Consider the following 14505-nt stretch of genomic DNA (forward strand, 5'->3'; position numbering starts at 1 on the left):
CTTCCTGCGCAGCGCTCGCCGCCTTCTGCTCGGCTTTCGCAAGTGCGTCATAGGTGGCACGCCGATACTCCGCGGCGGTCCTCTCTTTCGTTTCCTTCAGCAAGGCGATGGCGGCGTCGGCTTCGCGGAGCCGGCTCTGCTGGAGGACCAAATCCTGCTGAAGGCCGACCAGCTCCTGATACTCGGAGAGATAGACAACCCTCGAAGCCAAGGCCTTGTCGACCAGAGTCTTGCGAATGTCGACCCGCTCCTGGAGCACCGGTATCGTCGCCTGGAGCTTCGCCACGCTCGCCGAGGTGGTCGCCCGCTCCGCCTCCTTCTGACCTTGCTGGCGCTCGATCTCCGCAAGCTTGGCGTTCTGCTCGGCGCGCTGGCTGATCAGAAACTGGCGATGCATCTCGATCTCCCCGGCACTTGCGCCCTGCGGTGATCGGAAGGCGGCAAGCGGATCATCGGTGAGCGCTGCGCGCAGCCGCGCGACGTCGAGTTCGGCCGCAACGAGATCGCTTCTCCCGCGCTCCTGATCGGCTTCCGTCATCGTTGGGTCCAGCTCGATCAGAACGTCGCCGGCCTTGACGCTCTGCCCGTCACGTACGTGGATGGCGCGGACAACGCCCGTCTCGAACGGCTGGATCAGCTTGGTACGCCCGCCAGGCACGATCTTGCCTGTCGCGGTGGCGACGATATCGACGCTGCCCAACGATGCCCACAACAGCGCGACGCAAAAGACCGCGATGATGCTCGCCCCGATCGCGCGACCGATCGGCGACGGCGGCGATTCGGTGATCTCGAGCGCCGCGGGCAGAAATGCAATCTCGTGCTCGCGCCGTCGAACCTCGGCTCTCGGAAACGGAACGATATTTCGGCTAGCGGACGTCATGGATACCGGCCTGCAGGTAGTGGAGGTTTGCGTAGCGCCCATTCGAGCGGATCAGCTCATCGTGGCTACCATCCTCGACGATGCGGCCATGCTCGAGTGTAACGATCCGGTTCGCATTGCGCACGGTCGAGAGCCGATGCGCGATGACGAACACAGTCCGGCCGGCGGCGATCCGTCTCATGTTCTGCTGGATGGCGCGCTCGCTTTCGTAATCAAGCGCGCTGGTAGCCTCGTCGAGGATGAGGATACGCGGGTTGGTGATGAGTGCGCGAGCGATCGCGACACGCTGGCGCTGCCCGCCGGATAAACTGCTGCCGCGTTCGCCGACGATGGTGTCATAGCCCTCGGGCAGCTCCAGGATGAAGTCGTGAGCGCCGGCGAGTGACGCCGCCTCGATGACGCGCTCCATGGGCATGGCCGGGTCGGCGAGCGCAATGTTCTCGCGAATCGAGCGATTGAAGAGCACGTTCTCCTGCAAAACCACGCCGATCTGACGCCGAAGCCAGGTCAGGTCGACCGTCGCGAGGTCAACGCCGTCGACCAGTACGCGTCCGCTCTCCGGCACGTAGAGACGCTGGATCAGCTTGCCGATGGTGCTCTTGCCCGAGCCCGAAGAGCCAACGATACCGACGACCTGGCCGGGCTCGACGCCGAAGGACACGTCGTGCAGCACCTCGGGGCCATCGGCGCGGTAGCGGAAGGTCGCGTGCTCGAATACGACCTTGCCGCGGATCGCCGGCAGCGCGGCGCGGGCCGAACTGAAGCTTGGCTCCGGGATGGTGTTGAGAATGTCGCCGAGACGATCGACTGACAGCCGGGCCTGATGGAAATCCTGCCACATCTGCGCGAGCCGAAGCACCGGCATGCTTACCCGCCCCGCCAGCATGTTGAACGCCACCAGCTCTCCGACGGTCAGGTCGCCGCCGATCACGAACTTGGCGCCGAAGTAGAGCGTTGCGGCCGTGACCAGCTTGTTGATCATCTGGACCGCTTGGCTCGCCGTGTTGTTCAGGCTGAGTACGCGGAAGCTCGCCCCCACGTAGCCGGCGAGTTGCTCCTCCCAGCGGCGTTGCATTTGGGGCTCAACTGCCATCGCTTTCAGCGTCTCGACGCCCGTGACGCTTTCGACCAGGAAGGCCTGGTTCTCCGAGCCGCGATTGAACTTCTCATCGAGTCGCCGGCGAAACAGCGGCGCGGCGCCGGCGGAAATTCCGATGTAGAACGGGAACGACGCCAGAACGATCCATGTCAACGCGGTCGAATAGTAGAACATGACCGCAAGGAAGACGACAGTGAACAGGAGATCGACGACAAGGGTGAGCGCCGAGCTCGTCAGGAACTGCCGGATGTTCTCAAGCTCGCGAACGCGTGCGACCGAATCGCCGACGCGGCGTGTCTGGAAATATGCGATCGGCAACGCCATCAGGTGACGAAACAGCCGGGCGCCGAGCTCGACGTCGATGCGGTTCGTCGTGTGCGCGAACAGATGGACGCGCAACGTGCCGAGAACGGTCTCGAACAAGGTCAACGCGACGAGACCCGCGACCAGGACGTCGAGCGTGCTGATGCTCCGATGCACCAGTACCTTGTCGATGACGACCTGGAAGAACAGCGGGGCGACGAGGGCAAAGACCTGAAGGAAGAACGACGCGATCAGCACCTCGCCGAGAAGCCCGCGATACTTGTGGACCGCACCGAGAAACCAGCCGATATCGAATCGCCTGGAGAGATCCGTCAGGGCCGCACGCCGGGTCATCAGGATGATGTCGCCGTCCCAGATGGCCTCGAGCTCGGCCTGCGTTATCGATTCGGGCCGGGAAGACAATGGACGCTGAACAAGAAGCTTGTCGTCGATGACCTTGCCCAGGATCAGGAAGCTGCCGTCGCGCAGCGCGGCGATTGCCGGCAACGGCGTGACGGCAAGCCTATTCCAGCTCGACCGCTGGGCCCGGGCCTTGAGGCCGAACTCCCTGGTACAGCGCAGGATTTCGGTCACACCGACCCGCGAGGTTCCCATGCGATGGCGAATTTGCTCCGGGTCGGCCGCAATGCCGTGGCAACGCAGCAATATCGCCATCGCAATGAGCCCCGACTCATCGCCTTCCGCGGGCTCGGGACCCGGCTCCTGGACGGGTATATCGCGATGACCGGCGGACCGTGCAGACGCCAGAGCATCGCCTGCGAGCGCAACCAGATCACGCCCGCGCGCAATCAGACCGGCAAAGGCATGCTGCGCCAGATCTGCGAGGCCATGAGATCCGGTCAGGATCAAGCGGCCGTCCCAGATCTCTTCAAATTCCGCACGCGGCATCAACTTCGGATGCGTCGCGGTCGGATGCAGCACAAGCGCGGCGTCCTCCTCGACCTTCCCGAGCAGCAGGAAGCCGCCATCACGCAGCGCTGCGATTCCGGGCAGACTGATGCCTGCGAGTTGTTTCCAATGTGTCGTGCGCGAACCGACCTTCAATCCGAAATCGCGGGCGCAACGCAGCATCGCACGGATGCCGATTGCGCTCTCCCCGCAACGGTCGCGGAGCTGGTCAGGCTCGGCGTTCACGCCATGAAGGCGCAGGAACAGAGCCAGGGATCGAAGCCCGAGATCTGCGGCATGGGCATTTCCATTCTGGATCGCCATTTTTTACTCAACCCTTCGCGGCTACCGGCCGCGTACGATGTTCCTTCTCATGCATTCCCAAGCAGTGACGGTGCCGCACCCAGGCGCTGAGCCTGGGTGCGGCCCGGCATTAATGTTGCGGCCGCGCCAGCAACGAGTCGTGGCCCCAACCGGTCGCTTGCGACAGAGCCGCCACGATCTGACCGGGATCCACATGGCCGGTGTGAGCGGCCAGATACTGGTTCAGCAGCGCAAAGCTCTGGCTTGCCATGGACGCCAGCGTGGAGCCGGTCGCGGCCGGATGATCTGCCGCACTGATCGGCTGCGCAGCGGTCGTTGCCAGGGTGCTGGCGGCCGGGTCAAAATGCTGCTGGAGCAGCGCAAAGCCCTGGTTCGCCAAGACCCCCGTGTGTGCGGCGGCCGTCTGCTGATGATGATCCGCAGACTCGGTCGTCTGCGAGGTCGTCGGGGTCGCGGCCGTCGTGGTGGCAACGGGCTGATGAGCCGTCGCGGTGTGGTGGTGGTGGTGCGACGAGGTTGTCGTGGTCGTGGTCGTCGCGGGTCGAGGATCCGTCACGGTGATGGTTTGCGGCGAAGCCGTCGCAACCGCACCGGTTGACGGATCCTTCGCACTTGCCGTCAGCGTAAGTGTCGCAACCGGATGACCCCCGCCCCTGTAGGTCGAGGTCAGCGTCAGTCCGCTGTCGACCTGCGCGGCCGTCAGCGTGATGTCATTTCCCCGGAACGTCCGACCATCGAGCTTGTCGGTGATCGATTCATATTTCGGCAACCCCGTGATGTGCACGGTCACGAGATCGTTCGAATCGGTCGTTGTCACCTTCGTCCCGAGATCGACGGTACCACCTCTTCCGGCCACCCAGAGCGAGTCATCCGCGATCGTGAGGACAGGCTTGGTCGCGGATGGGGTCGGCGGCGACGTTGGTGTCGTTGGCGTCGTCGGCGTCGTGGGCGTCGTGGGCGTCGTCGGCGGCGTCGATGACGTCGGGTCGACCTGCAGGCCGGAGAACGTCTTCACGGCGCCGGCAAGATTGGCAGCGACACCGCTCGCGTCCTTGATGGCCACACCGCTCGCAAGATTGACCCCGGTGATGGCGAGCGCCGAGGTGGCGGTGTTGGTCGAGGCGACCGTGGTCTTGAAGGTGAGCGTGCCCGTACCCGAACCACCGGCATAAGTGGCCGTGCCGCCGTCATTGAGCGACAGCGTGGGGGTGCCCGTCACCGTCACGGCCTCGTTGAAGCCGAGTGCCAGCGTGATCGTGTCCCCGACATGCTCGGTGCCTGTTCCCGGAGCAGCCGTGGCCTGCATCACCGCCGGCGAGATCGGATCGATCTGGAGACCGGTGAACGTCTTCACCGCACCCGACAGGTTCGCCGCGACCCCGGAGGCGTCCTTGATGCTCGCACCGCTCGCAAGATTGACCCCGGTGATGGCGAGCGCCGACGTATTCGTGTTGGTCGAGGCGACGGTGGTCTTGAAGGTGAGCGTGCCCGTGCCAGAACCACCGGCATAAGTGGCCGTACCGCCGTCATTGAGCGACAGCGTGGGCGTGCCCGTCACCGTCACGGCCTCGTTGAAGGCGAGCGACAGCGTGATGGTATCGCCGGCATGCTCGATGCCCGTTCCCGGAGAGGCCGTGGCCTGTGTCACCGCCGGCGAGATCGGATCGATCTGGAGACCGGTGAAGGTCTTCACCGCACCCGACAGGTTCGCCGCGAGACCGGAGGCGTCCTTGATGCTCGCGCCGCTCGGAAGATTGACACCGGTGATGGCGAGCGCCGAGGTATTCGTGTCGGTCGACGCAACCGTGGTGCGGAAGGTGAGCGTGCCCGTACCGGAACCACCGACATAGGTGGCGGTATTGCCGTCGTTGAGCTTCAGTGTGGGCGTGCCCGTGACGGTCACGGCCTCGCTAAAGCCGAGCGTCAATGTGATGGTATCGCCGACATGCTCGATTCCTGTCCCCGGTGAAGCGGTGGCCTGGGTCACTGTCGGCGCGACGTTTGGCGGGGTGGTTGGCGACGTGGGCGCGCCGCCCACACCCTGCCAGCCGTTTGCCGTCGACCCAGTGACCAGCGTCAAATTGCGAAAGTCGGCGGTCACGCTCTCGGTAGGACCTGAATTCCGATACAGGCCTTCTTCCCAATAGGTCGGCGAGCCATAGCCCAGCGGGCCGGAATAGTTCACGACCTGCTGGCCGTCGACCGCCAGCTTGAGATAGCCGCCGCCGCTGTTCGAGACGTTGGCCTGGATGTTGATGTCGTAATACTTCCCCGGAACAATCGGGTTCGGGTCGGTCCATAGCACCAGATTATGCAGATCGGAGGAGCCCTGGGCGGGATTCCCGCCAGGTTGGACATAGCGCGCGACAAGCTGCAGATGGTCGCCGGCGAGCTGAACTGCGAATGGCGGCGAGGTTCCAGCCACAGTGCCGCCATCATGCATTTCTGCGGTAACAAAGAACCATGCGTTGTTGACGAATGTGTTGTTTGGCCCGTTGGGCTGCACCGCAAACTGGTAGTCGATGGCGGTGGGAGTCCCCGGTTGAATATAGTTAGCCAACATTATTTCAGAGCGATCGACACCTGATCCATCGAACCAGGCGCGATCGCCAGGTTGAATTGAAAATTGTAGAGTCTGGGGGTCGAGATTGGTCATGCTGTAGCTCTTGCCCGGGGTCTGAACGTAGTAGCTGTCCCCCCCAATGCTAAGGTACGTTTTCGGCGCAGCCGAGAATGACGTGATCGTGCCGGTAGTATCCAATTTCAGACTCCTTCGAGTTACGGAAGTTGTTTCTCGTTGACGTTGACGAGGGCATTCCACTGCCGCGCATCACGATGGCGCGCAACATACCGCATGCTCGCAGCGACTGGCTTCGCGAACACATTTCAACGCATCGCAGCCTCGGACCGCGAGCGGATTTCAAAGCTTCGGGAACTTGCCCCCCCGATAGCTCGCTTGCGGGTTAATAAGCAAAAGTGGCGAAAAAACTTTCAAAGTATGATTTATACCAACGTTTAGGTCGGTCCCGCAGATCATCAAAATCTGGACTGCGCGACCCGTCACCAAAGATCCGCCTCCATCCGCTCCTTCGCGGAAAGAGGTCGTCTCCGCCGGGAAGCTTGATCACGCCGATGCGGTACGGTGATCGCGTTGGAGGCCCAAACAAAACAGGGAAGCAACGCGGCTTCACCGCTCATGAGGTCGCTCGATTATTGCTTCCTTAGGATCTGAGCCGTGGGGAGAAACTCGTCTCGAGCCGCTGATGGGTCTCTCAACCTGGGCCGGTCGAAGCGCAGGATGCGCTTCAGGCGTGCGAACAGCATCTCGATCTTCTTCCGTTCGCACCGCGACTTCATAGGAATCCGACTTGGCGATAAATCACGAGAATGCCGGGAAGCGTGGCGGCTCTGCGCCGCGCGATCCGCCGGCGCTTGATAGATATGACCCGTCGCTAGAACCTGCAAATCAGGCGGGAACGGCAGTGCTGACCTGCAGGTCCGCCCTCGCGGGAAGAGCCGGTTTGCGGATGATAAAGATGATGTCGTTGTGATCGGAGCTCAGGCGGCCGAGGGACAGGACATGAAGCGTCTTCTTGTACGCTTCCACCAGCTTGAGCTTGAGGCTGTTGTTGTTCAGGCCGTGGCTGCTAGGCATCCCGTATTCGGCGGCCAGGACCAGTCCGTTCTCTTCGCAGAACGCCCGAATGCCTTCGCGCGACACCACCTGGTCGTAGGTGACCTTGTAGGGGCCGTAGCCTGGCTTGCCGGCGTTCTTCCATCCGAGGATCAGGCGATAGAAGAGCACGTGAACCCAGTGCGGGGTCATCCTGGCGGTGAAGCCGTACGCCGAATAGGGGTCGGGGATCATGATGATGATCAGCCCGCCCGGTTTCACCCATCTGTTGAAGTTCTCCAGGACCTGCTGCGCCCCCGGTACGTGCTCCAGGACGAAGGAGTTGAAGATGACGTCGAAGGTCCGCTGACCGAAATCGGCCGTGCGCAGATCCCCGACGATGCCTTCGTGGAGGTCCTTCGTTTCGTCGCGCCGGATGCGAAGGGCTTCGGGGTCGAGGTCGATGCCGGTCAGCACATATCCGCCGCCGCCGATGTCGAGATCCCACTTCTGGCCGCAACCAGCTTCGAGGATATCAAGAACCTTGCCAGGATCCTTGATCGAGCGAATCTCGCGGGACATCACCTCCATCGCGTGATCCCAACCGTTCGTCAGCGGAATCCGGGTTCGTGCTTTCATCGACTTGGCTCCCTTGGCGCAGGCTGACTTCCCGTCCGGCCGGCCTCTCCGATGCGGCGCACTCAGCAGGGGCGTTCAGCCCTGGCGACCCGGGCAACAGTGTGCGAAAGGACCACGGTAACGTGGTTATACGCTCGTATCCTACGGTCAAATTCGCCTCAAGTGCCGGCCCTTTCGGACTACCCCGTCGGCTTCCCTTGGATTTCGCGTTATCGTCGACCCAATCGATCAGCGAAGCCGAGGCTCGTTGTGCATGATGCATCGGAATGAGCACCCAGAAGTCGGGCGCGGCGTTCAGGTTGCGGGTCTACATAGACGGCAGCGATCGCGAATTCGTTCATCACCGAGTACTCAATTGGGTGGCCACTCAGCCCCCGCCACCAGCCCTTTTGCTTACACTTGACCTGCGACCGAATATTTCCTCCAGAACGAGTTAGAGCCCGGGCCGAAGAAGCAGGGACAGATGAAGCGAGCAAGGTTCACGGGAGAGCAGATTATCGCGGTATCGAAGGAGCATGAGGGTGGGCGAAGACGACCGACCTCGCGCGCAGGCATGGGGTCTCCGAGGCGACGATCCACAAATTGGAAGGCCAAATTCGGCGGCATGGACGTTTGCAAGGCGAAGCGGCTAATGGCCTTGGAAGAGGAGAACGCGAAGCTGAAGAAGCTTCTGGCCGAGCAGAGCTCGATGCGGCTGCCCTTCGCGAGCCGCTTTCAAAAATTGGCTAGGCCCCGCCGCCAAGCGCGCAACGGCCTCTGGACGCGGCTCTGCGTGGCCGGTTGCGAGATCTCGCCAACGAGCGGCGGCGTTTCGGTTGCCGCCGGTCAGGAATCAGCAGCTTGTCGCCGAACAAATACTGGTTGTCGACCACTCCAGGAGCGTCTGAGACGTGTCCTCAGCGACGCGTCGCGATGAGCTGGATTCCGAGGATGCGGCGCAGTATCGGCAGGTTCGAAACGCGCCATCCGAGGCTCCGCGGCAGGCAGCCGACGACGGTTTCGAGCGCGATCACAACGCCCAGCGGCAGCGTCGTCTGGAAGTTGCGGATGCGCACGAAAGCCTGCACCCGCGCGAAACCCGCGGAGCGGAACAGGCTCGCTAGTTCACGATTCGTGTACTCGCGCAAGTGAAAGCCCCGCGCCACTTCATCGATGCCGCCGGAGAYGTCGTGCGGGCCGTTCATGCGGTTCGRCGTGATGCAGAAGTATTTTCCGCCGGGCTCTAGCGCGGCGAACAYGTTCGCGAGCTGGTCGCGGGCGTCATCCGGATGGAGATGCTCCATCAGCTGGTTCGAGAAGATCAGCGTCGCCTTTACTGGAATGCTGATGCCGTCGGAGAGCACGACTTCAAGGCTCGGTGCGCTCGCGCCGCGCGTCACCGTCTCGGAGACATCGATCGCGTAGGCTTTCCGCACCTGCGGCGCGACGAGCATCGTGAGCGCGCAGTCGCCAGCTCCGATCTCCGCATAGACCGTGTCAGGATTCAGGAACGGACGGAGCGTCTCGAACAGCTCCTGCAACTCGGCCCGCTTCACCGCCCCCTGGCTCTTAAGCACGAGCAGCGGGTGGTACGGCACCTCGCGAAACAGCTCTTCATACACCGAGCTGTAAAGTTGCTTGCGCTCCGCGCGCGAAGAATTGCGTAACCGATCCGCGAGCCTGATCTCCACCCTGTAGTGGTGCGCCCGCTTCGAGTCCATCAGAAGTTGGGAGGCCATTCCCCACGGTACCACCCGTCCAAGGGCCGACCAATACTCAAGATGGGGTAGCCACAACGTGGCACCGGCTGAACTCAAATCGAAGTGCGTTATTCGCAGCCTCTAGCTAAACTTGTATCGAAGTTGTGCCCTGAGCGTCGGTGTCGCCTAGGGCCGAACGGATCAATCACCACTGCGGAGCTCGCCTCAATTGAAGCGGCAGGTTAAAGACCTTGTATTTCATGCAATCGGGAGCGCCGGATTTTTTCCGGCCTTTCGCAGGATCTTCGCTGGTAGGGCGGCGATCGTAATGTTTCACGAAATTCAGCGGGATTGTCGGTCGGAATTAATGACCGGAACTTCCGTTGAAYTATTTGAATACTCCCTCAGTTGGCTCCAACAGGAAGGATGGGCGATTGTCAGCCTCGAGGAGTGCCTTGAGCGACTGGCCAGAAATGACCAATCGCGCCGCTACGCGGTCCTCACATTCGATGACGGGTACCGGGACAATGTCTCGGTGGCGCTTCCAATCCTTGAGCGTAACAACGCTCCATTCATGGTGTACGTGCCGACGGCTGCGCTAACGCGGACCATGCAGTCCTGGTGGTTAGGATTGCGCGAGCTGTTTCGCTCAAGAGATGACATCACAATCGATGCAATGGGCATTCGGTTTCATTGTCCAGACTTCGAGAGCAAGCGGTTCGCCCTGACAAGAGTCGACCAGTGGGTTCACCAGGATTACAAACGTGCCGAAATGCTTGCGCCGACCTTCAACAATGCTGGTATTTCGATATCGACGTTGAACAACCAATACTTCCTTGACGAGGGCGCGCTTCAAGAGTTATCGCGTCATCCTCTCGCATCAATTGGCGGGCACACTACCTCACACGCAGCGCTGGCGACCCTTGACGCGACCTTAGCGCGAGCCGAGATGGCCGATAACCGCAACTATCTGGAGAACTTACTTCAGTTGCCTGTCCGGCATCACGCTTATCCGTATGGGGCGTGCGGTGCGCGTGAAGAGCATCTCGCCAAAGAGGTGGGCTATTTGAGCGCCGTAACAACGCGACACGGTCAGCTGGGCAACGATCGCCTCAAACAATTCGCGCTTCCCCGCATTGGGGTGAGCAGTGCGTTTGACTCGGAAATTTCGTTCGCGGCGCGAATGAATGGGGTGCAGTTGGCAGCGCAAACGCTACTTTCGAGACGATCCCATCGGCAGCCCTTGGAAGAGATGCTTCGGGCCTTGGCCGGGCGACGGTGAGCTGAGACCACCGCAACTTTCGGGAGGCGCGCCCGTGAACTGTGGTTCGCCACCATTGAGACGATCGCCGCTGCAGACCCGCAGTAGCGGGGGGCAGTCCGCACGAAGCTACGACTCGCGGTTGCCAAAGGTCCCTTTCCAAGAAGCCAAATAGGGTCGGCGTCAGGCACGTGTCTCCGGCTCTTGTGCGGCCTTTCGCCAGATCGATACCAGTCGCTTTATGTAGGTGTTGATTTCATATCGTTCCGCATGGTCGCGGCGGGCGGCGTCGCCCAGGCGACGCCTTAACGCTCCATCTTCGAGCAATCGCTCAAGTGCATTGGCAAGCGCCTCAGCGTCCCCCACAGGCACCAGGAGCCCGTTGCGCTCGTGAGCAACGACTTCGGGAACCGCACCAACAGGTGTTGCGACCACAGCTATACCGTAAGCGAAGGCTTCGATGACCGCCATTGGCAGAGATTCGACAAAAGATGGGAGCGTGAGAATATCGGTCTGCTGGAGCAGCGCCGCGGTCTCTGAATGGCCGAGCCAGCCTGGGAAGTCCACGCGATCGGCGATTTTGAGCCGTTGAGCCTGACCGCGGGTTTGCTCTACTTCTCCGCTTCCAGCTATGGTCGCGGTCCAGTCAGTGCGGCATGCCAGTTTTCCAAGTGCATCAACGAGTTGCGGCACCCCCTTTTCTGGTTCAAGGAAGCCGAGAAAGGTAATGCGAATTTGCCCGCATTCCGATCGGCCCAGGTTTGGTTGGCTCGGGGACGTGCTTGCGTTCGGAAGAATCATTATTTTATCGCGAAGGCTGGGAAGCCGATCGAGAATGACGCGCGCACCATAGTCGCCTAGCACGATGATCGCCGCACTATCCACGAACAATCGGTTGATGCTTCGACGCAAATATGTCCCGGCTCCTGCCCAGAACTGATCAAACTGGCCGGCGTGAAGGTGCACGACATAGGGCACCCCAAAATAGCGCGCTATAGCCGCGATGATCAGCTTGCGGTACGCGCTCCCGCGCCATGCAAGCTGAAAATGAACCAGGTCAACCTTCCCGCGTCCTGCTGCGACACCGAATTGAATCAGTGCCCGGGCAAAGACCACCACTCCCCAATACCTGCTCTTCTGTCCCCTGGTTACCAGTCGCTCGGCCTTGACGCCAAGATCTCCGCGTTGATCGATTGTATCGATGATGAGATCCGTAAGGCGATCAATTCCTCCTCGGCCATGCAGGCCGTAGGGCGTGGCTACGATCAACCGAAGGGTATTCTGGGTCGTACTCATCAAATACACCGAAAATCTGTCAACACGCTACGGCGGCGCCATGCCAATGCCCGTCAACAGTGCGAACCTTAACGGGAAGATCAATCCGACGCTCTTCCGAGAACACTGCGCACCGACGCGGGATAGTTTCCGTGGTGCCCTGCTAGCTGAAGATCATAAGACGAGACAATCTCTAGCAGCTTCTTAATCCAATCTCGACTGCCAAATGAAAGACGTTGCTGCTCAATCGGGCTACGCGGGCTGGACAGACCGCAGCCCGCTATAGCGACAGTCCGACAGCACACGATTGCGAAGCGTTCCAGCGGTTGGCCCGGACGTTCGCCCGACTCGCCCCACTGAACATTCCTAGCCGCCTTTTGCGAAATTCGTACTGCCTGGCTACCTCAACGCCACGGCGACCGACCAGTGCCACCGACCTACACGCCACACCAGCCAGCCGCCTGGAGGCTTGCGAGCTTTCGCAGCGATCGCGGCTGTGTTCGGGCTCCGCTCTCACGTAGCAGGATCAGGTGGACGGCAACGACCGAGACTCTGTTCAACACGGACTTACTCACAATTGGGTAGCCATTCAGCCCCAGGGTACCAACCCTTCTGCTTGCACTTGCTCAGCACGCCCTAAGCTATCGTCGCTTTGACGAAGATTGAGGTTCAGACCTGGCTGCGCCTGCACGGCGGTAAGCGGAGGATGGCGATGCGTGCGTCATTTCTAGGGTGCCCCATTGATGTCCTTACGATGGCTGATACGGTCGAGCTCGCACGCACGGCGATGCGTAGCCAGCAGCGTTTGCAACATGTTGCGCTCAACGTTGCCAAGTTAGTCAGCATGCGCTTTGACCCGATGCTTGCTGCCGATGTCGTTAGCAGTGATGTGATCAGCATTGATGGCATGGGCATAGTGTGGGGGGCGCGGGCACTCGGCCTGCCGGTCCAGTCGCGCGTGACCGGCATCGATCTGCTTACCGAGATTCTAGCACTATGTGAAAAGGACGGCTTCAAACCGTATTTTCTCGGAGCGACTGCTGGCGTGTTGCAACAGGCCGCGCGGCGAGTCCTCGACAAGCATCCCTCGATCGCGTTCGCCGGCCTCAGGGACGGCTACTTCACACGCGAGCAGGAGGCCCAAGTGGTCCGTGAAATTCGGTCTAGTCGCGCCGACTGCCTCTTTATCGGCATGCCTTCGCCGCGCAAGGAGCGCTTTCTTGCGTCCTATCGCGATGTGCTCGGCGTGCCTTTCATCATGGGTGTCGGCGGCTCGTTCGATATTCTTGCCGGCGCGGTACAGCGGGCGCCTGTTCGCATGCAGCACCTCGGGCTTGAATGGCTCTACCGCGTCTATCAGGAGCCAGGACGCATGTGGTGGCGATATGCCAAGACCAATACATTGTTCGCCGGCATTCTGGCCCAAGCCATTGTACGCCAGAGGTTAGGCATAGCACCGCGAGCGAACAGCGGGTTGCCGCCTGGCGCGGGTGAGGTAGGCCATTCAGTCTAACGTATTCACCAAGCTGCCCTAAGGTGTTCACCAAGCCGCGAGCGACAGACTGCCATACTTTAATTTGAGTCGACGCCGCGAGCGCGCGCTGATGCGAGCGATCTCATCTTGGGTAACCGCGTTTTCAGCCTTCTGACCTTCAGTTGATTGATAGCTCAAATCGGAGCGGTAGCCAGAAACGAGCATATGGCGTGACGAGTATCATCCAACTATCGTCCAGATAAGGCATTTAACAATGTGTGGGATATTCGGATGGGTTCTTGGTCCCGCCAAGTATCAGGATCGCGAAACTCTCATCAAGCTTACCGATTTGATGTTACATCGGGGGCCAGACGGCTCGGGCTACCGGCTTTACGAAACGGCGGATGAGCGATTTCAAATCGGCTTCGGTCACCGCCGGCTTTCGATTATCGACATTGGTGGCGGCGCGCAGCCGATGTCGAGTGAGGATGGCCGCTTCACCTTAATCTTCAACGGCGAAATCTATAACTACGTTGAACTGCGACAGGAACTTGTTGGACTTGGCCATCGGTTTCGCACGAACTCAGACAGCGAGGTGCTCATAGAGGCGTATCGTGCTTGGCAACTTGACGCGATACGTAGATTTCGTGGCATGTTCGGCTTTGCGTTGTGGGATGAAACGGAGCAGCGGCTAATACTTGCCCGCGATGCCTTCGGCAAAAAGCCATTGTTTGTCGGCGAGCTGGAAGGTGGTTTTGTCTTCGGCTCGGAGATCGAATCGCTCATTCAGTTTCCGGGGTTTAGACGAGACTTCGATTCCGAAGCACTAGGCCACTATCTTCTCAATCGATACGTTCCGGGGCCTTCCACGTTTTTTCGTAAGCTGAAGAAGCTGCCGCCAGGTCACTATGCCACGTGGCAGAGCGGAACGCTGACGACGACACGTTATTTCTCGCCGCCGGTTTCGACGTCACTACCGGATGTCAAATCATTCCAGGACGCGATTTCCTTGTTCAAGCAGGCATTCGATGAGGCCGTTCGAATTCGTA

Annotated in this window: 10 protein-coding genes and 1 pseudogene; 4 read left to right on the plus strand and 7 right to left on the minus strand. The window is 60.7% G+C overall.

What is annotated here, in order from left to right; genetic code table 11:
• From ACXJMY_RS36810 to ACXJMY_RS36830, 5 genes and pseudogenes are all read right to left on the minus strand, one after another.
• Window positions 1-880, minus strand: an 880-nt coding sequence (locus tag ACXJMY_RS36810; RefSeq protein ID WP_456624249.1) for a biotin/lipoyl-binding protein, incomplete at its 3' end; no start/stop codon positions are given.
• Window positions 867-3515, minus strand: coding sequence for a type I secretion system permease/ATPase (locus ACXJMY_RS36815; RefSeq protein ID WP_456624250.1), 2649 nt, complete (start codon window positions 3513-3515; stop codon window positions 867-869). The genes ACXJMY_RS36810 and ACXJMY_RS36815, both read right to left, overlap by 14 nt.
• Before the next feature lie 109 nt (window positions 3516-3624).
• Complete coding sequence (locus tag ACXJMY_RS36820) at window positions 3625-6171, minus strand: heparin lyase I family protein (RefSeq protein ID WP_456624251.1); 2547 nt, start codon at window positions 6169-6171, stop codon at window positions 3625-3627.
• Window positions 6172-6725: 554 nt separating this feature from the next.
• A pseudogene (locus ACXJMY_RS36825) lies at window positions 6726-6866 on the minus strand (IS5/IS1182 family transposase); the annotation flags it as partial.
• 115 nt (window positions 6867-6981) lie between these two features.
• The gene (locus ACXJMY_RS36830; RefSeq protein WP_456624252.1) at window positions 6982-7767 is read right to left on the minus strand and encodes a class I SAM-dependent methyltransferase; all 786 of its coding nucleotides are present in this window, start codon (window positions 7765-7767) and stop codon (window positions 6982-6984) included.
• A gap of 463 nt (window positions 7768-8230) precedes the next feature.
• On the opposite strand from ACXJMY_RS36830, the gene ACXJMY_RS36835 reads away from it, so the two are divergent.
• Complete coding sequence (locus ACXJMY_RS36835; RefSeq protein WP_456624253.1) at window positions 8231-8683, plus strand: transposase; 453 nt, start codon at window positions 8231-8233, stop codon at window positions 8681-8683.
• Here ACXJMY_RS36835 and ACXJMY_RS36840 read toward each other — a convergent pair.
• Window positions 8664-9437, minus strand: coding sequence for a methyltransferase domain-containing protein (locus tag ACXJMY_RS36840; protein ID WP_456624254.1), 774 nt, complete (start codon window positions 9435-9437; stop codon window positions 8664-8666). The genes ACXJMY_RS36835 and ACXJMY_RS36840 overlap by 20 nt on opposite strands.
• Window positions 9438-9675: 238 nt before the next feature.
• Between ACXJMY_RS36840 and ACXJMY_RS36845 the strand changes: the two genes are divergently transcribed.
• Window positions 9676-10728, plus strand: a complete 1053-nt coding sequence (locus ACXJMY_RS36845) for a polysaccharide deacetylase family protein (protein ID WP_456624255.1) — start codon at window positions 9676-9678, stop codon at window positions 10726-10728.
• A 162-nt stretch (window positions 10729-10890) separates the two neighbouring features.
• Here the strand turns inward: ACXJMY_RS36845 and ACXJMY_RS36850 are convergent, their stop codons facing one another.
• Window positions 10891-12003: a glycosyltransferase family 4 protein gene (locus tag ACXJMY_RS36850; RefSeq protein WP_456624256.1), complete on the minus strand. Its 1113-nt coding sequence runs from the start codon at window positions 12001-12003 to the stop codon at window positions 10891-10893.
• Window positions 12004-12736: 733 nt separating this feature from the next.
• Here ACXJMY_RS36850 and ACXJMY_RS36855 point away from each other — a divergent pair.
• Window positions 12737-13495 (plus strand): WecB/TagA/CpsF family glycosyltransferase, encoded by a 759-nt coding sequence (locus tag ACXJMY_RS36855; RefSeq protein ID WP_456624257.1) that lies wholly within the window; start codon window positions 12737-12739, stop codon window positions 13493-13495.
• A gap of 235 nt (window positions 13496-13730) precedes the next feature.
• On the plus strand, window positions 13731-14505 hold a 775-nt coding region (locus ACXJMY_RS36860), incomplete at its 3' end, for an asparagine synthetase B family protein (RefSeq protein ID WP_456624258.1).

This window comes from Bradyrhizobium sp. P5_C12, assembly GCF_054049735.1.